We start from the raw sequence: 22111 nt of genomic DNA on the forward strand, positions 1-22111 counted from the left end.
GCGGGAGGCGACTTGTTCAGTCGCCCGCCACAGCGGTTCATGCACAGGAAATATCCCTGTCCTGGAGAGGCTGAACCATGATAACCGCGAACAACCTGCCGATTCCTAAACAGCCGTTTAACTGGTTGGCGGCCATCAGCTGGGGCCTGTTTTTGCTGGCCTTGAGCTGGGGCTGGCAAGCGGCTGAGATGAAGCCCCTGGTGCTGTTTTCCGATGCTGACAATATGTTGGAATTCGCCAGGGATTTTTTTCCGCCTGACTTCAGCGATATGAGTTACTACCTGGAAGAGATGGTGGTCACCCTGCACATCGCCCTGTGGGGTACCACGCTGGCGATCATCTGCTCCATCCCTTTGGGCCTTATGAGTTCAGAGAACCTGGCACCTGCCTGGATCTACCAGCCAACCCGACGTCTGATGGATGCAACCCGTGCGATCAACGAGATGGTCTTTGCCATGTTGTTCGTGGTGGCGGTTGGCCTGGGTCCGTTCGCCGGCGTGTTGGCCCTGTTTGTTCACACCACCGGTGTACTGGCCAAACTCTTCTCCGAAGCGGTGGAGGCGATCGATCCGGCACCGGTGGAAGGGGTGCGGGCGACCGGTGCCTCACTGTTGCAGGAGATCCTCTACGGGGTGATACCCCAGGTGTTGCCGTTGTGGATCTCCTTCTCCCTGTACCGCTTTGAATCCAATGTCCGTTCCGCAACAGTGGTGGGTATGGTGGGTGCCGGTGGTATCGGTGTAATCCTGTGGGAGAGTGTGCGCGGCTTCCAGTTCCAGCAGACCTGTGCGGTGATGTTGGTGATTATCGTCAGCGTGACCCTGATTGATCTCACTTCCCAGCGATTACGCAAGGCATTTATCTGAGTTTTTTGTTGAGCGGATTTGTATAGACAACTGCCATGGCCGTTTACCTGACAATAGCCACCCAACTGCGTGATGAGATCCGCAATCACTATTCCCATGGCGATATGCTGCCCTCGGAACATCAGCTTGCAAAGCGCTTTAATGTGAATCGTCACACCTTGCGGCGGGCAGTCGACGAACTGGTGCACGACGGTTTAGTGCGCCGTTACCAGGGGCTGGGTAACCAGGTGGTGGGGGCGCCGATTGACTATGCGCTGAACCATCCCTCCTGCTTTACCCACAATCTGTCAAAAATGGGTTTGCTGTTGGATACCGAAGTACTGGGGTGTCGTGAAGAGCCGCTCGGTGAGGCGCTGGCCAGTCGTCTGCAACTGCCGGCCGATACCGGTATTGTGCTGATTCGCACCTGTCGCTGTATCGATGAGCAGCCGGCCACCCTGATGCGGCACCATCTGTTCAACGTCGATATCCGGCAGATGGTCCGTTTTCGCAGCGGTTCTCTGCACCGGTTCCTGCAACAGAGCTACGGTTACCGGGCGCTGCGCGGTACTACCCGGCTACGGGCCCGCATGCCTACCTTTGATGAGTGCAGCCAGTTAAAAATCGGACGGGGCATACCTGTGATGGAGATCCACAGCCGTTACTACCTCCAGGGGAGCGGATCGCTGATGGAGTATGCCATCAGCATCAGCCGTGGTGACCTTTTTGAATACAGCGTGGAGCCTTGAAACATGCCTACCACACAAAACAGCCGCCGGCAGTGGATGTCGGTGCTGGCCCAGGCTCCCGCGGGGCAGTTGATCGAACTGGCGCAACCGTTTCTGGCGCTTGACCGCTTCACTAGCGTCCGGGCACCTGAGATCGGCCTGGCCCAGGTGCGGGCGCGCATGGGCGGCACCGGTAACCGCTTCAATCTGGGGGATGTGACCATCACCCGCTGCGTGGTGCAGTCCGCCAATGGCCACTACGGCTATGCCTACATTCGGGGACGCAATAAACCCCACGCCCTGTGCGCGGCGCAACTGGATGCCCTGTTGCAGTCCGACAACCACCGGGAGGCGATCTATCAACAGGTGATCAAGCCGCTGCGTCAGACGCTGGCGCAACAGCAGCAGCAGCGCGCGACCGAGGCGGCAGCCACCCGGGTCAACTTTTTCACCCTGGTCAGGGGGGAGGACTAAGATGCAGAACCTTGCCATTGTTCCCGCTTTTGAAGATCCGGTCTCGCAGGCCCAGCAGACCTTCCGCTGCCTGCTCAAGGCGATGAGTGAACCGGGGGTGATTGTGGAGCTGCCGCCGGTGGCGGCACTGCGGCAGCTCTATCCGGCCACCCACGCGGTCTGCCTGAGCTTGCTTGATTCCCGGACACCACTCTGGCTGTCGGACGGACTGGCTGATCCGCAGGTTCGGCACAATCTCCATTTCCACACCGGCATGCCGCTCGCGACCGATGCCGCCACGGCCCGCTTTGCCCTGGCCCAGGGCAACGAGATGGACACGCTGGCCGGTTTCCCCCGGGGCACTCTGGAGTACCCGGAACGGGGCTGCACCCTGATCATTCAGGTGGCGGCGCTGGCCAGGCACAGCGATGTGGGGCCCGGTTTTACCTGTTTGCAATTGAGTGGGCCGGGGATTGACGGGCGGCGACAGTTAGCACTGGATGGCCTCTGCCGGCCACTGATTGAATACCTGGTTGAACGACCCGATCCGTTTCCACTGGGGCTCGATTTTATGTTCACGGATGTGCGATCCCTGGTGGCCATCCCCCGAACCACTCAGGTGGAGGTGTATTGAGATGTATGTGGCAGTAAAAGGGGGAGAGAAGGCCATTGATCAGGCCCACCGGTTGCTGGCAAAACGGCGTCGGGGTGACACCGGACTAGCCGAACTGTCGGTTGCCCAGATCCGGGAGCAACTGCCGCTGGCGGTGGACCGGGTGATGACCGAGGGCTCGATCTACGATCCCGAGCTGGCGGCCTTGGCGATCAAGCAGGCGGCCGGCGATCTGGTGGAGGCGATCTTCCTGCTGCGCGCCTACCGCACCACCCTCAGCCGGCTCTATGTCAGTGAACCGATTGATACCACCTCTATGCAGGTGGATCGGCGGGTCTCGGCCACTTTCAAGGATCTGCCGGGGGGGCAGGTACTGGGTTCTACCTTTGATTACACCCACCGACTGCTCGATTTCAGGTTGTTGGCCGAGGGCGATAGCGGGGTGTCATCCCCGGTCGTCGATGACACCCCGGCAGAACAGAATGTGGAGCAGCAGCCGGAGCCGATGGGCCGGGTGTTGCAGATGCTGGAGCGGGAGGGACTGCTGGTGTCGCAACAGGACGATGGCAGCGAACCGGCGGACATCACCGAAACGCCACCGGACTACCCCAGCGACCGCAGCGCCCGTCTGCAGTCCCTGGCACGGGGCGACGAGGGATTCCTGCTGGCACTCGGCTACTCGACCCAGCGCGGTTACGGCCGCAACCATCCGTTTGCCGGTGAGATCCGGGTCGGCGAAGTGAGTCTGACCCTGGTGCCGGAGGAGCTTGGTTTCCCGGTGGAGATCGGCACTTTGCAGGTGACCGAGTGCGAGATGATCAACGGCTTCAGCCGCCTGCCGGATGGAGAGGTGAAATTCACCCGCGGCTACGGTCTCGCTTTTGGCCAGAGCGAACGCAAGAGCATGGCCATGGCTCTGGTGGATCGGGCGCTGCAGGCGGATGACTATGATGAAGAGCGAAACTCACCGGCGCAGCAGGAGGAGTTCGTGCTGTCCCACTGCGACAACGTGGAGGCATCCGGGTTCGTCTCCCACCTCAAGCTGCCCCACTACGTCGATTTTCAGTCCGAGCTGGAGCTGCTGCGGCGACTGCGCAGCGAGATGGTAACGGAGCCGGCAACAGCGGAGAACCAGCAATGAATCAAACAACGGTCAGAGAGGGCTATAACTTCGCCTACCTGGACGAACAGACCAAGCGCATGATCCGGCGCGCCCTGCTCAAGGCGGTGGCGATTCCCGGCTACCAGGTGCCGTTCGGCGGACGCGAGATGCCGATGCCCTACGGTTGGGGCACCGGCGGCATCCAGGTGAGTGCGGCGGTGATCGGCCGGGAGGATGTGTTGAAGGTGATCGACCAAGGGGCTGACGACACCACCAACGCGGTCAGCATCCGCGCCTTTTTCCGCAACCTGACCGGGGTGCGCACCACCGATCGCACCGATCAGGCGACACTGATCCAGACCCGGCACCGCATCCCGGAGACGCCGCTGAAACCGGACCAGATTCTGGTCTACCAGGTGCCGATACCGGAACCGCTGCGCTTTATCGAACCAAGCGAAGTGGAGACCCGGCGCATGCACGCCCTGGAGGACTACGGTGTTATGCACGTGAAACTCTACGAGGATATCGCCCGCTTCGGCGAGATCGCCACCACCTACGCCTACCCGGTACAGGTGAATGGTCGCTACATCATGGATCCATCGCCGATCCCGCGCTTCGACAACCCGAAGATGCACCGCATGCCGGCGCTGCAGCTGTTCGGTGCCGGGCGTGAGAAACGGATCTACGCTATCCCGCCCTACACCGATGTGGTCAGTCTCGATTTTGAGGATCACCCGTTCCGGGTTCAGAGCTGGGCGGAGAGCTGTGCCATCTGCGGCTCCCGAGAGAGCTTCCTGGATGAGGTGGTAATAGATGACCAGGGTGGACGCAGTTTTATCTGCTCCGATACCGACTACTGCCGCCAGCGCCAGCAGCGTCGGGAGGTGGCGTGATGGGTGAGCAGCCGTTGCTGACCGTTCGGGATCTGACCCGTCTCTATGCGCCGGGTAAAGGCTGCCAGGAGATCGATCTGGAACTCTATTCGGGCGAGGTGCTGGGTATTGTGGGTGAGTCCGGTTCCGGCAAATCGACCCTGCTCAACTGCCTCTGCGGCCGCCTGGAGCCGACTGCTGGAAGCATCCATTACCGCGACGCGGAGAACCGTCTGCTGGATCTCTACCGGCTCTCGGAGTTCGAGCGTCGGCGCCTGTTGCGTACCGAGTGGGGCATGGTACACCAGCACGCCCGGGACGGCCTGCGCATGGGGGTCTCTGCGGGGGCCAACATTGGCGAACGGCTGATGGCCGTAGGCGCACGTCATTACGGTGAGATCCGGGCCAGGGGCCTGCGCTGGATGCGGGATGTGGAGTTGGACGAACAGCGCATCGACGACAAACCGGGCAGCTACTCGGGCGGTATGCAGCAGCGCCTGCAGATCGCCCGCAACCTGGTGACCCATCCACGGCTGGTGTTTATGGATGAACCGACCGGCGGACTGGATGTGTCGGTGCAGGCGCGTCTGCTCGACCTGCTGCGCAATCTGGTCACCGATCTTGGCCTGGCGGTGATCATCGTTACCCACGACCTGGCGGTGGCTCGGTTGCTGGCCCAGCGGCTGGTGGTGATGCGCCAGGGGCGGATCGTGGAGCAGGGTCTCACCGACCAGGTCCTGGATGATCCGCAGCACCCCTACAGCCAGCTGCTGGTCTCTTCGGTTCTCACCCCGTGACATGACAGGAGTGATGCAATGACAACGGTGATCGATATACAGGGCCTGTCCAAGGTTTTCACCCTGCACAACCAGGGCGGCGCCCGGTTGACGGTGCTGCAGGAGATCAACCTGCGGGTGGCAGCGGGGGAGTGCCTGGTGCTGCATGGCCAGAGCGGCAGTGGCAAGAGCACGCTGCTGCGCACCCTCTACGCCAACTATCTGCCCAGTGACGGGCGTATCCGGCTGCGGCATCGCGGGGAGATGGTGGACCTGGCCAGCGCTGGCAGTCATCTGCTGCTGGAGATCCGCCGTGAGACGCTGGGTTATGTCAGCCAGTTCCTGCGGGTGATCCCCCGGGTCTCCGCCCTGGAGGTGGTGAAACAGCCGTTGCGCGAGCGCGGCGTGGACGATGGCGAAGCGGAAGCCCGGGCCCGGGCACTGCTGGAACGGCTCAATATCCCGCAACGGCTCTGGTCCCTGGCCCCCGGTACCTTCTCCGGGGGCGAGCAGCAGCGCATCAATATTGCCCGCGGTTTTATCGCGGATCATCCGTTGCTACTGCTGGATGAACCCACCGCTTCACTGGATCGGGACAACTGCCAGGTGGTGGTGGCGCTGATCCGGGAAGCGCTGGTGCGGGGTAGTGCGGTGGTGGGCATCTTTCACGATGCGGCGGTTCGGGAGGCGGTGGCCAGCCGGGTGTTCGATATGGGCCGGGTCGATTCCCCAGTCGCCGCCAGTTGTCAGCAGGGAGTGGGAAGTTGATATTAACCAACGCGAAAATTGTCCTGTCAGACGAGGTGATTGACGGCACCCTGACGGTGAAGAACGGGCTGATCGATTCGATCGATCCTGGACGGGTAACCCTGCCCGGTGCCATCGACTGCCGACAGGGCTACCTGACGGCGGGTATGATCGAGCTGCACACCGATAACATGGAGAAGCACTTCACCCCGCGTCCCGGCGTCGCCTGGCCGGGCATCCAGGCGTTCAAGGTGCATGACGCGCAGATGATCAGTGCCGGCATCACCACCGTCTTTGATGCGGTTTCCATCGGTGACGTAGTGGATGGTAGTGAACGTCTGAAAAACCTGCAGCGTATGGTGGCCGCCCTGGACGAGTCGGCGCGACGCAACCTGAACCGGGCCGATCATCGCCTCCATCTGCGCTGCGAGGTGAGCCACGCGGATACCCTGGATATGTTTCTCTCCCTGCTGGATGTGAGTACGCCTCAGCTGGTCTCGGTGATGGATCACTCGCCGGGGCAGCGCCAGTTTGCCAGCCTGGCTCGCTACCGTCAGTACTACCAGGGCAAGTACAAGCTCTCCGATGCGGAACTGGAGGCTTTTATTGAACGCCAGAGCGCAGCCAGCCAGCGCTACAGTGATCCCTATCGAAAGGCGATCTGCGCGCTCTGCAATGAGCGTAACATCCCGCTGGCCAGCCATGACGATGCAACCCGGGAGCACGTGGACGAGTCCCACGGTTTGAACATGGTGGTGGCGGAGTTCCCCACTACCGCTGAGGCGGCCCGGGCCGCTCACCACAGGGGGATGTCGGTAATGATGGGGGCGCCAAACATGGTACGGGGCGGATCTCACTCGGGCAATGTGGCAGCCCACGAACTGGCCACCGACGGGGTGCTGGATATTCTCTCCAGCGACTACTACCCGGCCAGCCTGCTGGATGCGGCATTCAAGGTGGCGATGCTGCCGGAGAATGACTACGACCTGCCGGCAGCCTTATCCCTGGTTACCTGGCGACCGGCCGAAGCGGTGGGCATGGATGATCGGGGGCGTATCGCCCCAGGTGCCCGGGCCGACCTGGTCTGGAGCAGTCGGACGGACGACCATGTCCATATCGAGCAGGTGTGGAAAGATGGCAACCGGGTCTATTAGGGTGAGAGAGCCCCGGCTGGTTTACCTGATGGGGGCCTCCGGCAGCGGCAAGGACTCGATTATCGCCGGGTTACGCCGGCGCCTAGGGGCGAACTCCGGTGTTATCGTCGCCCATCGTTATATCACCCGTCCCTGGCAGTCCGGTGGCGAGAACCACGTGGAGTTGTCCCGGGAGGAGTTCAAGATACGCCGCGCACTGGGGCTGTTTGCGTTGGATTGGATGGCCAACGGACAGCATTACGGCATCGGTTGCGAAGTGGATGTGTGGTTGGCATCCGGACGCTCGGTGCTGGTTAACGGCTCCCGGGAGCATCTGGAGCAGGCCCGGGTACGTTTCCGGGAACGTCTGTTGGCGGTGCTGGTGACGGTGGATGAATCGCTTCTGGAAGGGCGGCTGCGGGCCCGGGGGCGGGAGAGCGAGCTGCAGATTGAGGCGCGGCTGAAGCGGGCCAGGGAGTACGATGGACAGATCACCGGGCCGGTCTGCCGACTGTATAACAATGCCGCACTTGAGGATGCCGTACAGCGACTGGAGCAGCTGCTGACCGGACAGGGGGTCGTGGCGATCCATGCCTGAGATCGAGTTCACCGGCAGTGGCGGAGCCGCCCAGGTGCCGGTCTGGGGATGCCGCTGTCCCATCTGCCAGCGCGCCGCCAGCGTCGCCTCTTATCGACGCCGCCCGGCCGGGCTGGCAATCACCGGTGAGCAAGGGGTCACCCTGATCGACGCCGGCAGCCATCATCTGGCGCAGCGCTACCGCCCGGAACAGCTGGAGCGGATTATCCTGACCCATTTCCACATGGATCACGTCCAGGCCCTGTTCCAGTTGCGCTGGGCCGGCGGGCCGCGCAACATCCCGGTATACCGGCCCGACGATCCAGTGGGTTGCGACGACCTGTACAAACACCCCGGTATCTTTAAGTTGCAGAAGCCTTTTCAGCCTTTTCAGAGCCTGGAGTGGGACGGTCTGCGGGTTACGGCCGTGCCGCTGCAGCACTCCCGGGTGACCCTGGGGTACCTGTTGCAGACGCCGGGTACAGCGATTGCCTATCTTTGTGATACCGCCGGCCTGCCCCGGCCTGCACAGCGCTTTCTGGCCGAGTCCCGTATCGACTATCTGATCCTGGACTGCTCTGAGCCGCCCATGCCAAATCCGCCGCGGAACCACAACGATCTGACCCAGGCGCTGGCGATTATAGGTCGCCTGCGTCCGGAGCAGACCTTGCTGACCCACATCAGCCACCACTTCGATAACTGGTTGCTGGAGCACGCCGGAGAGCTGCCGGCGGATGTCTCGGTTGCCCGGGACGGGATGCGTATCCCCTGTCCTTAGGGGGTGAGTGGGAGGTGATCCGGGGTCACCCGGAAGGGGGATTCCGCCAAATCCTGTTCAGTCACACAGCGCCTTGAGCCGATACAGCTCCTCCAGCGCCTGTCGCGGGGTCAGGTCGTCGGGATCGATCCGCTGCAACGCCTCCAGGGCAGGGGATGGGGGCGCCGGTTCCGCTGCCGGGGCAAACAGGGAGAGCTGGCTGGCATGCTGGTCGCTGTGACGCTGGGCGGACAGCTCCAGTTCCCGCAACCGCTCGGCGGCACGTTTGATGATCGGTCTCGGTACGCCGGCCAGGGCCGCCACCTGCAGGCCGTAGCTCTGGTTGGCCGGCCCTTCCCGCACCGCGTGCAGGAATACGATGGATTCCCCATGCTCCACCGCATCCAGGTGCACATTGGCAATGCCCGGGTACTCCTCCGGCAGGGTGGTGAGTTCGAAATAGTGGGTGGCGAACAGGGTGAAGGCGCGGATGCGGGTGGCCAGCTCCACGGCACAGGCCCAGGCCAGCGACAGGCCGTCGAAGGTGCTGGTGCCGCGGCCGATCTCGTCCATCAGCACCAGGCTCTGGTCACTGGCGTTGTGCAGGATGTTGGCGGTCTCCTCCATCTCCACCATGAAGGTGGAGCGGCCACCGGCCAGGTCATCCGAGGCGCCGATGCGGGAGAAGATCCGGTCCACCGGGCCGATCCGGGCTGCCCCGGCCGGGACAAAGCTGCCGGCGTAGGCGAGCAGCACGATCAGCGCGGTCTGGCGCATGTAAGTCGATTTACCACCCATGTTGGGACCGGTGATGATCAGGATGCGTCGCTGGTCGCTGAACTCCACACTGTTAGCGACAAAGGGCGCGTCGCTCACCTGCTCCACTACCGGGTGGCGGCCATCCTCGATGTGAATGCCCGGCGTGTCATCCAGTTGCGGTGGGCTCAGTTGCAGGGTCTCGGCCCGCTCGGCAAAGTTGCTGATCACATCCAGCGCGGCCAGGGCGGCGGCGCACTGCTGCAACGGGGCGATAACCGCCTGCAGGCTCTCCAGCAGCGCGTCGTAAAGCATCTTCTCCCGGGCCAGGGCGCGCTCCCGGGCCGACAGTACCTGATCCTCGAACTTCTTCAATTCCGGGGTGATGAAGCGCTCGCTGCCCTTCAGAGTCTGGCGGCGCACGTAGTCGTCCGGCACCTGTTCCGACTTGCTGCGGCTGATCTCGATATAGTAACCGTGCACCCGGTTGTAACTCACTTTGAGATTGGCAATGCCGGTGCGCTCCCGCTCCCGGCTCTCCAGATCGAGCAGGAATTGGTCGGCATTCTGGGACAGGTTGCGCAGTTCATCCAGTTCGGCATCATAGCCTTCGGCCAGCACACCGCCATCCCGGATCAGCATGGGGGGCTGTTCGATCACGGCGCGCTGTAGCAGATCCACCGTGTCGGGATGGGTGCCGCACTCGTCGGCCAGACGCTGTAATAACGGGGCTTCCAGCGTTACCAGTCGGGCCTGCAGTTCGGGCAGCTGACTGAGGGAATCCCGCAGGGTCGCCAGGTCCCGCGGACGGGCGCTCTTCAGTGCCACCCGGGCCAGGATACGTTCGATATCGCCGATTCCTTTGAGGCACTCCTGCAGGGCCGGAAACGCCTGCTGTTTCAGCAGCAGACCGATGGCGTCGTGCCGTTCCCTGACCTGATTGATGTCCCGCAGCGGCCGGTTGATCCAGCGCCGCAACAGGCGACTGCCCATGGGGGTGGTGGTGCGATCCAGAATACCCGCCAGGGTGTGCTGTTGCTGACCGCTGAGACTGTTGTCCAGCTCCAGGTTACGCCGGGTGGCGGCGTCGATAATGATCGCCTCCTCGCGCCGCTCCACCGACAGGCCGCGCAGATGGGGCAGGGCGCTCTGCTGGGTATCCTTGACATACTGCAACAGGCAGCCGGCAGCACCGATCGCCAGCGGCAGGTCGGCACAACCGAAGCCTCCCAGGTCCCGGGTGCCGAACTGGCGGGTCAGCAGCTGCTCCGCACTATCCCGGTCGAAATGCCATGACGGGCGCCGGGTGATGCCCCCGGGGGCTGTGAGACCTTCCGGCAGGACATACTCCTCCATCAGCAACAGTTCCGCCGGGTGCAGTCGTTCCAGTTCCCCCGCCAGCGCCTCACTGCCGGTCAGTTGCTGCACCACAAAGCGGCCACTGCTCAAATCCAGGGTGGCGAGACCGAACTGATCGTTCTGTTGATAAAGGGCAGCCAGCAGGTTGTCGCGGCGCTCCTCCAGCAGCGCGTCATCGGTGACCGTGCCCGGCGTGACGATGCGTTGTACTTTGCGCTCCACCGGACCCTTGCTGGTGGCCGGGTCGCCCACCTGTTCGCAGATCGCCACCGATTCGCCCTGTTTGACCAGTTTGGCCAGGTAGCCTTCGGCGGCGTGGTAGGGGATGCCGGCCATCGGGATCGGCTGACCGGCCGACTGGCCCCGCTTGGTCAGAGTGATGTTAAGCAGCCGGGCGGCCCGTTCTGCATCGCCATAAAACAGCTCGTAGAAATCCCCCATGCGGTAGAACACCAGCATGTCCGGATAATCGGCCTTGATGCGCAGGTACTGCTGCATCATCGGGGTGTGAGACGGGCTGGCTTTCTTGCTCATCGGGTTCTGCGGTGCTGGTTGGGTCAGGGGACGGTTGAACTATTCGAAACTGTAGTGCTTTTCGACCGGCTTGAGGATCTTCCAGGTGCAGGAGAGGCCGGCCGGCAGGGTGAGCAGATCACCGCGTCCGAAGGTCTGGGGTTCGCCACCATCCGGTGTGATCTCCACCTGACCACGCAGGAAGTAACAGACCTCGGTGCGCTCGTACTGCCAGGGAAACTCCGAGACCTCTTTCTCCCAGATGGGCCATTCAAAGACCCCCAGGATCTCCAGTTTGGCCGGTGACGCATTGTGTTCACAGAGAATTTGCATAGGGATTGTCCGACATGCTGAATCAGGGCTGCACAGTGTAGCCCAATTCGACCGAATGGTCAGGCCCGGGCTCTTCCCGATCAGTTGGATAACCCTGCCTCACTTGCGTGAGCAGGGGCCGGTGCGGTTCTACTTTCACATTTCTAATCTATTTATGTTGAACACCTCCCGTATCCCAATCAATTGCATAGGGACTGTGCACAACCTTTATCAGCTCTTGTCGCAATCAGGATTGATGTAATTGTTATTGAATTTCTGGGCTGATACCCATCCTTAACAGGCCCTTTATGCTGGGGCAAATATGTGATCTTGCTATTTATGGAAGGTAAGGATTCTTAACTTGTTTAAACTTTTTGGAATATATCGTCACAAATTGATAGGAATAAACTTTACAGGAATAAAAGTAAATGTTAGAAGTCGCACTCTTCAATGGGTATGTCAATGGATGGCCCAGAGAAATAGATGGAGAATTCAGAAACACTTCAAGCAGAACATGCTGTATGGCTGATTGGAAGCATCTGTCGCTTCCACCGGATCCCGTTCGATTCAGCACTACTTGTCCAGCAGCATCCCCCCGAGGCAGGGGATTACGGTATCGCCGAGCTTCTTCGCGCGCTCGACGGTTTGGGGCTGCGCCATGGTCAGTGCGCGGCGGCGGTGGTGGAGGATTTCTCTACGCTCACATTGCCCTGTATTGCCTTTCTGCGTACGGAGCCATCAGATATTCCAGCCGAGTCAGCCAGCGACAAGGATACCTCTGAAAAAGCGGTCCCTGCCCAACATTGGCAGCCTATCCTGATCTCCGATGCCGACGAAGAGGGCATTCACTACTTCCAGCCGGATAGTGAGACACCCCACCAAGTCCCCCATGCCGAGCTCGAAGCCTTGATCGAGCCCGTCATCTACCTAGTTGCGCCCAAATCAGAAGATCTGCGCGATGAGGACGGTAAGAAGGAGGTTGAAGAGAAAGAGTTCGGCTTCCGCTGGTTTGTCCCGGAGCTGCTGAAACACAAAGACGTCTGGCGAGACGTCCTCGCCGCCTCTCTGATCCTGCAACTGGTCGGACTGGCCACGCCGCTGTTCACGCAGGTCATTATCGACAAGGTGGTGGTCCACCAAACCCAGAGCACCCTGATCGCCATTGGCGCCGGGATGGTACTGGCTATCCTCTTCTCCGCCTCCTTCACCTGGATCCGCCAATATCTGGTTATCCACACTGGTAACCGCATCGATGCGGTGCTGGGTCACCGGGTCTTTGCTCATCTCGTCAAGCTGCCCATGCCCTATTTCGCCAACCGTCCCACCGGCACACTGGTGGCACGCATACAAGGGGTGGAGACCATCCGCGAGTTCGTCTCGGGGGCGGCCATCTCGCTGCTTCTGGATGTGCCGTTTATGATCGTGCTGCTGGCAGTCATGTTCTGGTACAGTTGGCAGCTATCACTGATTGCAGTCGGTCTGCTCGCCTTACTTACACTGCTGAGCATACTTGTAACCCCCATACTGCGGGAGCGACTGAACAAGCAGTTCCTGCTGGGCGCGAGGAATCAGGCCTTCGTCACCGAATACGTCAGTGGCATGGAGACAGTCAAATCCCTGCAACTCGAACCCCAGCTCGAGCGCCGCTATGGCAACTTCCTGGCCGACTATCTTCACTCCACCTTCTCTACCCGGCAGATATCCAACACCTATAACACGCTTTCCCAATCACTGGAGCAACTGCAGACACTGGCAATCCTGGTGGTCGGTACCTTGCTTGTGATGCAGAACGACGGCTTCACCATCGGCATGCTAGTGGCCTTCCAGATGTTTGCAGGCAGACTGTCTCAGCCACTGCTCAGGTTGGTTGGTCTCTACCAGGAGTTCCAGCAGGCCAACTTGGCGGTGAAACGCCTTGGCGATCTGATGAATGTGCCGACGGAGCCCTATGCTGTCTCACCAAACAGGGCCAAGAGCGGCAAGGTTGAAGTGAGCCTGGAGAACATCAGCTTCCGTTACAGCGAAGACCATCCCTGGTTGTTCACCGACCTCTCCTACACTTTCGCGCCCGGCAAGACGACTCTGGTGATGGGACCATCCGGCTCAGGCAAAAGTACGCTGGCGACGCTCATCCTCGGATTCTACCGGCCGAGCAATGGGCGGATTCTGCTGGGCGACAGGGATATCCGACACTTCTCCGCCAATGAGCTTCGCTCCAGGATTGGGGTGGTGCCCCAGGAAACGCGGCTATTTTCCGGTACGGTGTATGAAAATCTTCATATGGCCAACCCGCTTTCCAGCTTTGAGGAAATTGTGTCGGCTTGTCGCTGGGCGGGTATCCACGATGTCATCGAAGAACTGCCGAATGGCTATCAGACTCAACTGGGTGAAAATGGCGTCGGACTATCCGGCGGTCAAAGACAGCGTATTGCTATTGCGCGAGCGTTGCTGAAACGTCCCGGGATCTTGATCTTCGATGAGGCGACATCAAACCTCGACGATCATGCTGCCGAGAGTTTTGCGGCGACAATCAATAACCTGAACGGAAAAGTGACGATATTGTTTATTGCACACAAAGTGCCAAAGAAACTGTTTGTGAAAGAAACAGTGATTGTTGGGCAAGGAAATGGTAACAACATGGCAAGGAAGGAAGCATGATGATGTCCCTTTAACACTTCCGTCTTGACTTGATATGCAGCTCGATGATGAAGGATTTATGCAGAAATAATGGGTGACGTATGACAAAAGAAGGACAAGGCAGATTCAAAGTCGTTCTCTTTATATGGTGGCTCGGTCTTATAGCTTCCAATGGTTCCTGTGAGTTAGTTGCTTCACTGGAATGGGTTTCCAGGATCGTGCCAGCTATTGATTCATTTAAGCTGGCTGCTGCACCAGAAAATGCCTGTGCTGCCGATGCAATGTGGACATATGCTTGGTTAAGTATGCCTGTGTTTTTTGTGTGGATAATTTATTTGGCATACGCTGAACCAACTCACCATCGAGCAAGATCTAAAAGGGTATGGGGTTCGATATTTTTTGTGGGTATGTTTGTTGTAGCTTTTCTCGCTTCGTTTTATGGGGTTTATGAACCATATCCAGGAACTGGTGTAGGCCGTTGGGAGAAACTCTATAGAGGTGGTGAGGTTGGTGTGATTGTGATTACAACCGTCGCGTGGCTTTTTTTATATTCGTCGTTTCTTATGTTCTCAATATTTATATCCGAGTTGGTAGGGATTAAACGTAAATAATAGGGAGTAAAAATGACTACTCAAACGGACACTAATGCAGCAGAGACGAATGATGCAATTGCAGCTGCAATGAAAGACTATGGGCTCAAAACGGCGCAGTTCATTAATAAGTATCTTGAGGAGTCGGCAAAAAGGATTTTGGATCAATCTCTTGAAGGTCGTAGGGCTGCTGAGGAGATCGTTGCAGCTTTATCAGAGGCATATAACCAGGCATCGAGTCTTGCAACAAGTTATGCTAGGCAGGCAGATCTATATGGCATGGAGGGGAACCGCGCATGGCAAGATGCCCTAGACAAGACCGCGTTTGAGCAGCGACAGATTTCTGAATATCTTGACCGCCGGTTAGCGGAAGGGCTTTCGGATTTTGGCGATTTCTCCAAGACCGTAGCAGATAGCGGTATAGCTAAAATTGTTGGCCAGGCTGGGGGGATTCTGGTTGATGCCTATCAAGTTATTGATTACCTAAGAAAGGGGGATGCGGAGGGAGTTGGTGCAACATTGGCTGGTGCCCTCTTGGGAGGTATTGCTGCTGGCGCAGCAGTGTTCTTAGGTGCTCCTGTCGCGGTTGTTGCTGCATTAGGTATAGGAGTTTCTTGGGTAGGTGAGGAATTATTCAAGGAAGTGTACGATGATTTAGTGGAATGGGGGGCTGACTTTCTTGTTTGGTGGGATCCGCTTGGTATCATGCCAGATGTCAACGGAGACTTTTTGAATGCCCGCAACTGGATCCAACGCCGCGACCCCCTGACCCTCGACCTCGATGATGATGGCCTCGAAACCACCGGCATCGATCCCGACAACCCCATTCTCTTCGACCACGATGGCGACGGTACCGCCAATGCTACCGGCTGGGTCAAGCCGGACGACGGCTATCTGGTCTTCGACCGCAACGAAAACGGCCTTATCGACAACGGCACGGAGCTTTTCGGCGACTCCACACCGCTGCTGGACGAAAACGGCGAAGTGGTTGGTAATGCCGCCGACGGCTTCGCCGCTTTGGCCGCTGAGGACACAAACAACGACGGCAACGTCGATGCGGGTGACGCCAACTGGGACAAACTGCGCGTCTGGCAGGACTTGAATTCCGACGGCAAAACCGACGAGGACGAACTGAAGACACTGGAGGAACTCGGCATCGCCGGCTTCCACGTTGGCAAGGAGGAGAACACCCAGGTCCTTGCTAATGGCAACGCCGTGGCCGATCTCGGCTCCTACATCCGCACCGATGGTTCTAAAGGTACCCTGGGCGAAGTCACCGGCAACATGGCCGACATTGATCTCATCGACAACCCCTTCTACCGCGAATTCAGCGATACCATACCGCTCACCGAGCAGGCCAAGACCCTGGCCGATATGCAGGGCTCTGGCAATGTGCGCGACCTGCGTGAGGCCTCCAGTCTCTCCTCCTCCCTGGCCAACTCCGTGGAGAACTACTCTGCCGCTGAAACGAAGGTCGAGCAGATGGCGTTGGTCGATGACCTGATCGAAAAGTGGGCAGCCTCCTCGAATAATCCGACCAGCATCGAGCAGGCCGAGGCGCAGGGTTATCGCCTGCAGTATTTGGTGCCCGGCCTCACGCCCTCCATGCTCAGCAACGCCTTTTTCGTTAGCAGTGGCTCATCCAGCGGTTCCGGCACGGTAGCCTACGGTCCGAATACCGCCCAGCGCCGCGCTGAACTTCTCGCAGAGCAGGCGCGGGTGACGGAGCTCATTGCCCTGCTCGGAAAGTTCAACGGCATGACTTTCGTCGATATCGAGCCCGATGGCGTGCGCACCGGTGCCAACACCTTCGTTTCCGTGAGCAGCGCCGATACAATGATGGCCGCATGATTGCACACGAAATATTGACGTTTTTGTACGTGTGGGTATAAGTAACTATCGAGCCAATCGGACAGTGAGGAAGGCTCAGGGAGCAACATGGAAGCCATCGACAACAAGACCAGCAACAAGACGGACGCTGGCCGAACTCTGGCAGCGTTTCCCGTATCCCTGCATGTTCCCGGCAAGCGTCGAGGCATTTGTCGTAGCGATCACCTTTGCACGTCCATTAGCAGAACGCGCATTGCCTCATTGATGCCATTACCTGTGGGCAATCAGTTAATACACACTGAACCCAGCATTGAGAAAATCACCTCGGCCTGTCGTTGGGCGGGTATCCACGATGTCATCGAAAAACTGCCGGACGGTTATCAGACGCAACTGGGTGAAAATGGTGTTGGACTTTCAGGAGGCCAAAGACAACGTATTGCTATTGCGCGAGCGTTGCTGAAACGTCCCGAAATACTTATTTTTGATGAGGCGACATCAAACCTCGACGATCATGCTGCCGAGAGTATTGTGGCGACAATCAATAACCTGAACGGAAAAGTGACGATATTGTTTATTGCACACAAAGTGCCAAAGAAACTGTTTGTGAACGAAACAGTGATTGTTGGGCAAGGGAATGGTAACAACATGGCAAGGAAGGAAGCATGATTATGTCTCTTCTCATAGATTGGTTTTGAGTTGTTGTTCGGTTTGAACGGTACGATGCCTGCTTTATACGATGAATGATTTGTTAAGAAATAGTTGGCTCAGGTATGACAAAAGAAGGACAACGCCGATTCATATTCACAATGATCATCTGGTGGATAGGTCTGATAGCCGCCAATAGTGTCTGCGACATATTTGCTTCGGTGGAATGGGTTTCTCGGATCGTCCCGGCCATCAAATCGTTCAAACTGGCCGCTGCACCAGAAAACGCTTGCTCAGCTGATGGGATATGGACCTACGCATGGTTGGTTGCGCCAATATTTTTTATTTGGATCACATATATTGCGTACATTGAACCTACATATGAGCGTACAGCTAAGCAAAGAGGGTGGGGGGTGCCTTTTGTTTTTTTGCTGCTGCTGATTGGTTGCCTGACTACATTTTACGGAATTTATGATCCTTACCCAGGGACCGGTAAAGGTCGCTGGGAGACAATGTATAGGGAATCAGAGGTTGGGGTGATCGCTGTCACGACCGCAGCGTGGGTTGGGACATATGGATTGCTACTTATGAGTGCTCTATTGATTACTGAGATTTTTAGAATTAAACGAAACCAATAAAAGGCTAAGGATGGTTGAGCAAACGACAGAAAACAACACCGAAACCAATAATGCCATTGCGGACGCAATGCAAGATATCGGGACGAAAACAGCGGAATATGTCGCCCAGTATCTTGAAGCAGCGAACGAACGTATCTTGCAAGAGGCGCTTGAAGGCCATAAGGCCGCTGAAGAGATAGTGTCCAACCCTGCTGATGCTTATAGGCAGGCATAGAACATGGCGAGTGATCTTGCAAAACAGGCCGATCAGTACGGCATGGATGGAAATAGAGCTTGGCAAGATGCATTGGATAAGACTGCGTTCGAGCAGCGGCAGATAGCCGACTACCTCGATAATAGGCTCGCTGATGGTCTTGCTGATTTAGATGACTGGTCAAAAACGATTGCTGATAGCCGAGTTGCAAAAGTTGTGGGTCAAGCTGGTGGGATCGCTGTCGATGCTTATCAAATTATCGACAAGTTGATTGATGGAGACCCTGAAGGAGCATCCGCAAGTTATGTCGGGGCTGCTTTGGGAGGGCTCGCTGCGGTTGGTCTTGCGGCGATAGGAGCTCCTGCTGCTGTGGTGGCTGGTGCGGCAGTCCTTATTTCGTGGGCTGGTGAAGAACTCTATGATGATGCAGTGCAATGGTTGGGTGACTTTCTGGAGTGGTGGGATCCGCTCGGAATCATGCCAGATGTGAACGGTGATTATAATAATGCCCGCAACTGGATCCAACGCCGCGACCCCCTGACCCTCGACCTCGATGATGATGGTCTCGAAACCACCGGCATCGATCCCAACAACCCCATCCTCTTCGACCACGACGGCGACGGTACCGCCAATGCCACCGGTTGGGTAAAACCCGACGACGGTTATCTCGTTTTTGACCGCAATGAAAACGGCCTCATCGACAACGGCACCGAGCTTTTCGGCGACTCCACACCGCTGCTGGACGAAAACGGCGAAGTGGTTGGTAATGCCGCCGACGGCTTCGCCGCTTTGGCCGCTGAGGACACAAACAACGACGGCAACGTCGATGCGGGTGACGCCAACTGGGACAAACTGCGCGTCTGGCAGGACTTGAATTCCGACGGCAAAACCGACGAGGACGAACTGAAGACACTGGAGGAAGTCGGCATCGCCGGCTTCCACGTTGGCAAGGAGGAGAACACCCAGGTCCTTGCTAATGGCAACGCCGTGGCCGATCTCGGCTCCTACATCCGCACCGATGGTTCTAAAGGTACCCTGGGCGAAGTCACCGGCAACATGGCCGACATTGATCTCATCGACAACCCCTTCTACCGCGAATTCAGCGATACCATACCGCTCACCGAGCAGGCCAAGACCCTGGCTGACATGCAGAGTTTACACTTCCCACGGGTTCTGGCGGAGGCTGCATGAAACGGATTATTAAGTGGTTCACTGCCCTCGCTGCGATTCTGGTAGGACTTTATGCCGTTACAACCGGGTTCGGGATATGGGCATCCCACGAGACGGGAAAACGTTTTGATATCGGTTATGGAACATCAACGAGCCCCAAGTTAGTACACCTGGAGATCGGATATAAGGTGTTCGCTATTCCACAGAACTATATCTGGTCACGGGAGGATTGGAAGGGCGGTAAGGTCCAAGGAGTCAATCTGCATGCACTTTGGCCGGATTTTGAACCTTACACAGAGGCAAATCGGTATGAGTTTGATAAACCGGGGTGGAACAGGAAGATGGACATCCTATTAAGAGAGCATAACATCCCGGGGAGCCGTACAAGCCGGACATCCATGACCAGACGCGAAATATACGACCGAATTCTATACGACTATGCTGCACAGAAACCAAGAATAGCGAGAGAGTTACAGGGCCCGTTTGGTCTGAAAATTCAGCATTTATCCCCACCAAGAATATCTGGCGACGAAATATACACTGGCCGTAAAGCTAATGGTGATTTCTATTGGGTTCAGTGCGGCCAGGAAGGTAAGCATGAATTTCCATCATGCAGTACCTATGTCGAGTATTCAAAATACGTCACGATACACTACAGCTTTTCAAGGAAGGACCTAAATAACTGGCAGGGTATAGACGATGCCGTAGTGGCTTTTGTTAACAGCTTTGAGGCTAATACCAAGCAAGGAGGATTACAATGAGCCTATCACCGGAAACCGTTTCACAGCTTCAGTCCTATGTACAGTCGGGCGATGCCGCGAGCTACTACAGCACGCGGGCCGCCAACGGTCACGACTACGGGAACCTCGCCTATGAAGCGGCTACTGATAGCGGCTTCTGGGGTCAGTACGCCAACAACTTCATGGAGAATAAAGCGTCGGAACTGGGCATTCCGCTAGATCGTAACCAAATCATGCGGGAGTTGATGCAAAAAGACTTCGAATATCGAGAGGATAACCAGTGGGAACCGATCCAAGCGGATGACATTCGTAAATACCATCACGAAGTGTTCAACAATAACGGTCTTCCCAACGATGCCTGGACTGGTACCTTCCTAGATGAACGCGCCGGTCCGGCGGCGTGGTGCATAACCTGCAATGATGTCGAGCGGCAAGGACAGTCATGGGAAGACGCTGTATCGAACTTCTTTGACAATGTGTTCAATGACTGGGAAGGGACATTCGATCAGGCTATCGAATTCCTTTCGGATGCTCTTGGCGATGGCGTGTTCAGCGAGACAATGGCGGATATAAACGCCGATGCCACGGGCAGCATTGAATGGGGTGGGTTTGTCAAAGCCCTTTATCAAACACTTGCAACATCCGCACAAGGATGGCTCAATATTTCGACTTGGGTCAACGCATTTTTCCTCAACGCCCGCAACTGGGTCCAACGCCGCGACCCCCTGACCCTCGACCTCGATGATGATGGCCTCGAAACCACCGGCATCGATCCCGACAACCCCATTCTCTTCGACCACGATGGCGACGGTACCGCCAATGCTACCGGCTGGGTCAAGCCGGACGACGGCTATCTGGTCTTCGACCGCAACGAAAACGGCCTTATCGACAACGGCACGGAGCTTTTCGGCGACTCCACACCGCTGCTGGACGAAAACGGCGAAGTGGTTGGTAATGCCGCCGACGGCTTCGCCGCTTTGGCCGCTGAGGACACAAACAACGACGGCAACGTCGATGCGGGTGACGCCAACTGGGACAAACTGCGCGTCTGGCAGGACTTGAACTCCGACGGCAAAACCGACGAGGACGAACTGAAGACACTGGAGGAACTCGGCATCGCCGGCTTCCACGTTGGCAAGGAGGAGAACACCCAGGTCCTTGCTAATGGCAACGCCGTGGCCGATCTCGGCTCCTACATCCGCACCGATGGTTCTGAAGGTACCCTGGGCGAAGTCACCGGCAACATGGCCGACATTGATCTCATCGACAACCCCTTCTACCGCGAATTCAGCGACACCATTCAGCTCACCGAGCAGGCCAAGACCCTGGCCGATATGCAGAGCTCGGGTAACGTGCGCAAGGTAGCGAGTATCTCCGCCCTGGAGAACAGGAAAATGTCTAGAGAAGAGAGTTCTTCAGGGAGGATGGCTGCATGAGAATTAAGAAAGAGGATGTCTTTCCAATTTTCTATTCGAAAATGGGGAGAACTCTTACAAAACAGGAGCGCAAGAAAGAGTGGGTGGCGGTGCTTGTTCTCGTTATTGGATTCATGGTTGTTGCTGTTGCTACATACACATTGCCTGATGATGTCTTAACTAGAAATCCAGTTATTGAAAACATGATAAATATCCTATCGCATTACGTACCTAGTATTGGTCGTTTTGGGAGAATGTCCGAATTCCCCGAAGTGGCGCAAACCATTTATGCTGCAGAGTTGATGTGCATCCCATTTTTGATTGTCTGGATGCTCAAGTCGTTTGGGTTTGAGGTCGCCAGTATGCCAGCGGCGAAGTGGAGAGTGTTAGTGGCAATTCCTTTTTTTTGCGGCAGGGGTATTGGGTATCTTGGTCTACTTCCCCGGTTCCCCAGATGGGGCAGCGCCCTCATCGCGAATTAGTCGAGCTCTCTTGGAATCCAGGTTGGGATTTGCTTTCTGGAGTGTGGTTATGACGGTTGCTCTTGCTGGATTTATATCGTTGTTGTATGCCTGGGTTAGGGCGTTACCTAAAATATTTAACAAGCACGACAATTAATTAAATATCTGAAGGGAGGCAATTGTCATGAGCCAGGAACAAATGTCGATTCAGGATTGTGCTAATGATTTCATGCAATCGATCAATAGTAG

At 57.5% G+C, this 22111-nt stretch carries 23 protein-coding genes; 21 read left to right on the forward strand and 2 right to left on the reverse strand.

From position 1 onward, the window contains the following. The first annotated feature begins 77 nt into the window (after positions 1-77). From phnE to phnP, 11 genes are read left to right on the forward strand one after another with little or no spacing between them, the layout of a single operon-like run. The gene (gene phnE, locus AAY24_RS17885) at positions 78-866 is read left to right on the forward strand and encodes a phosphonate ABC transporter, permease protein PhnE (protein ID WP_046860823.1); all 789 of its coding nucleotides are present in this window, start codon (positions 78-80) and stop codon (positions 864-866) included. Positions 867-901: 35 nt separating this feature from the next. After that, on the forward strand, positions 902-1594 hold the full coding sequence (phnF, locus tag AAY24_RS17890) for a phosphonate metabolism transcriptional regulator PhnF (protein ID WP_046860824.1): 693 nt from the start codon (positions 902-904) through the stop codon (positions 1592-1594). A 3-nt stretch (positions 1595-1597) separates the two neighbouring features. Then, positions 1598-2047, forward strand: coding sequence for a phosphonate C-P lyase system protein PhnG (gene phnG, locus AAY24_RS17895; protein WP_046860825.1), 450 nt, complete (start codon positions 1598-1600; stop codon positions 2045-2047). A 1-nt stretch (position 2048) separates the two neighbouring features. Beyond that, on the forward strand, positions 2049-2660 hold the full coding sequence (phnH, locus tag AAY24_RS17900) for a phosphonate C-P lyase system protein PhnH (RefSeq protein ID WP_046860826.1): 612 nt from the start codon (positions 2049-2051) through the stop codon (positions 2658-2660). A gap of 1 nt (position 2661) precedes the next feature. Then, the gene (locus AAY24_RS17905) at positions 2662-3780 is read left to right on the forward strand and encodes a carbon-phosphorus lyase complex subunit (protein WP_046860827.1); all 1119 of its coding nucleotides are present in this window, start codon (positions 2662-2664) and stop codon (positions 3778-3780) included. After that, positions 3777-4634, forward strand: coding sequence for an alpha-D-ribose 1-methylphosphonate 5-phosphate C-P-lyase PhnJ (locus AAY24_RS17910; protein WP_046860828.1), 858 nt, complete (start codon positions 3777-3779; stop codon positions 4632-4634). Before AAY24_RS17905 ends, AAY24_RS17910 begins: the two co-directional genes overlap by 4 nt. After that, positions 4634-5410, forward strand: coding sequence for a phosphonate C-P lyase system protein PhnK (gene phnK, locus AAY24_RS17915; protein WP_046860829.1), 777 nt, complete (start codon positions 4634-4636; stop codon positions 5408-5410). The genes AAY24_RS17910 and phnK overlap by 1 nt, the downstream gene beginning before the upstream one ends. A gap of 18 nt (positions 5411-5428) precedes the next feature. After that, entirely contained in the window at positions 5429-6157 is a 729-nt protein-coding gene (gene phnL, locus AAY24_RS17920; protein ID WP_046860830.1) for a phosphonate C-P lyase system protein PhnL, read from the forward strand. Beyond that, positions 6154-7290 (forward strand): alpha-D-ribose 1-methylphosphonate 5-triphosphate diphosphatase, encoded by a 1137-nt coding sequence (gene phnM, locus AAY24_RS17925; RefSeq protein ID WP_046860831.1) that lies wholly within the window; start codon positions 6154-6156, stop codon positions 7288-7290. Before phnL ends, phnM begins: the two co-directional genes overlap by 4 nt. Further along, the gene (phnN, locus tag AAY24_RS17930) at positions 7271-7867 is read left to right on the forward strand and encodes a ribose 1,5-bisphosphokinase (RefSeq protein ID WP_046860832.1); all 597 of its coding nucleotides are present in this window, start codon (positions 7271-7273) and stop codon (positions 7865-7867) included. Before phnM ends, phnN begins: the two co-directional genes overlap by 20 nt. After that, the gene (gene phnP, locus AAY24_RS17935; RefSeq protein WP_046860833.1) at positions 7860-8624 is read left to right on the forward strand and encodes a phosphonate metabolism protein PhnP; all 765 of its coding nucleotides are present in this window, start codon (positions 7860-7862) and stop codon (positions 8622-8624) included. Before phnN ends, phnP begins: the two co-directional genes overlap by 8 nt. A gap of 57 nt (positions 8625-8681) precedes the next feature. On the opposite strand, the gene mutS is transcribed toward phnP, so the two are convergent. Both mutS and AAY24_RS17945 read right to left on the reverse strand, forming a co-directional pair. Continuing rightward, a complete protein-coding gene (gene mutS, locus AAY24_RS17940; protein ID WP_046860834.1) occupies positions 8682-11252 on the reverse strand; it encodes a DNA mismatch repair protein MutS in 2571 nt (856 codons plus the stop codon). Positions 11253-11291: 39 nt separating this feature from the next. Then, positions 11292-11564 (reverse strand): cupin domain-containing protein, encoded by a 273-nt coding sequence (locus AAY24_RS17945; RefSeq protein WP_046860835.1) that lies wholly within the window; start codon positions 11562-11564, stop codon positions 11292-11294. A gap of 462 nt (positions 11565-12026) precedes the next feature. On the opposite strand from AAY24_RS17945, the gene AAY24_RS17950 reads away from it, so the two are divergent. The 10 genes from AAY24_RS17950 to AAY24_RS17990 all read left to right on the forward strand — a co-directional run bounded on the left by AAY24_RS17950 (position 12027) and on the right by AAY24_RS17990 (position 21883). Continuing rightward, entirely contained in the window at positions 12027-14201 is a 2175-nt protein-coding gene (locus AAY24_RS17950; RefSeq protein WP_046860836.1) for a peptidase domain-containing ABC transporter, read from the forward strand. An 80-nt stretch (positions 14202-14281) separates the two neighbouring features. Beyond that, on the forward strand, positions 14282-14791 hold the full coding sequence (locus AAY24_RS19350; protein ID WP_199930429.1) for a hypothetical protein: 510 nt from the start codon (positions 14282-14284) through the stop codon (positions 14789-14791). 12 nt (positions 14792-14803) lie between these two features. Beyond that, complete coding sequence (locus tag AAY24_RS19355) at positions 14804-16621, forward strand: hypothetical protein (RefSeq protein WP_199930430.1); 1818 nt, start codon at positions 14804-14806, stop codon at positions 16619-16621. A gap of 87 nt (positions 16622-16708) precedes the next feature. Further along, the gene (locus tag AAY24_RS19665) at positions 16709-17266 is read left to right on the forward strand and encodes an ATP-binding cassette domain-containing protein (RefSeq protein WP_046860837.1); all 558 of its coding nucleotides are present in this window, start codon (positions 16709-16711) and stop codon (positions 17264-17266) included. Positions 17267-17370: 104 nt separating this feature from the next. After that, positions 17371-17883: a hypothetical protein gene (locus AAY24_RS17965; RefSeq protein ID WP_046860838.1), complete on the forward strand. Its 513-nt coding sequence runs from the start codon at positions 17371-17373 to the stop codon at positions 17881-17883. A 10-nt stretch (positions 17884-17893) separates the two neighbouring features. After that, positions 17894-18097 carry a hypothetical protein gene (locus AAY24_RS17970; RefSeq protein WP_046860839.1) on the forward strand — a complete coding sequence of 68 codons (204 nt, stop codon included), beginning with the start codon at positions 17894-17896 and terminating at the stop codon, positions 18095-18097. Positions 18098-18100: 3 nt separating this feature from the next. Further along, a complete protein-coding gene (locus AAY24_RS17975; RefSeq protein WP_199930431.1) occupies positions 18101-19267 on the forward strand; it encodes a hypothetical protein in 1167 nt (388 codons plus the stop codon). Continuing rightward, complete coding sequence (locus AAY24_RS17980) at positions 19264-20007, forward strand: hypothetical protein (RefSeq protein ID WP_046860840.1); 744 nt, start codon at positions 19264-19266, stop codon at positions 20005-20007. The genes AAY24_RS17975 and AAY24_RS17980 overlap by 4 nt, the downstream gene beginning before the upstream one ends. Beyond that, a complete protein-coding gene (locus AAY24_RS18705; protein WP_052761324.1) occupies positions 20004-21422 on the forward strand; it encodes a hypothetical protein in 1419 nt (472 codons plus the stop codon). Before AAY24_RS17980 ends, AAY24_RS18705 begins: the two co-directional genes overlap by 4 nt. Beyond that, positions 21419-21883 (forward strand): hypothetical protein, encoded by a 465-nt coding sequence (locus tag AAY24_RS17990; protein ID WP_046860841.1) that lies wholly within the window; start codon positions 21419-21421, stop codon positions 21881-21883. Before AAY24_RS18705 ends, AAY24_RS17990 begins: the two co-directional genes overlap by 4 nt. Positions 21884-22111: the final 228 nt, after the last annotated feature.

The organism is Sedimenticola thiotaurini, assembly GCF_001007875.1.
In the GTDB taxonomy this organism is placed as follows: Bacteria; Pseudomonadota; Gammaproteobacteria; order Chromatiales; family Chromatiaceae; genus Sedimenticola; species Sedimenticola thiotaurini.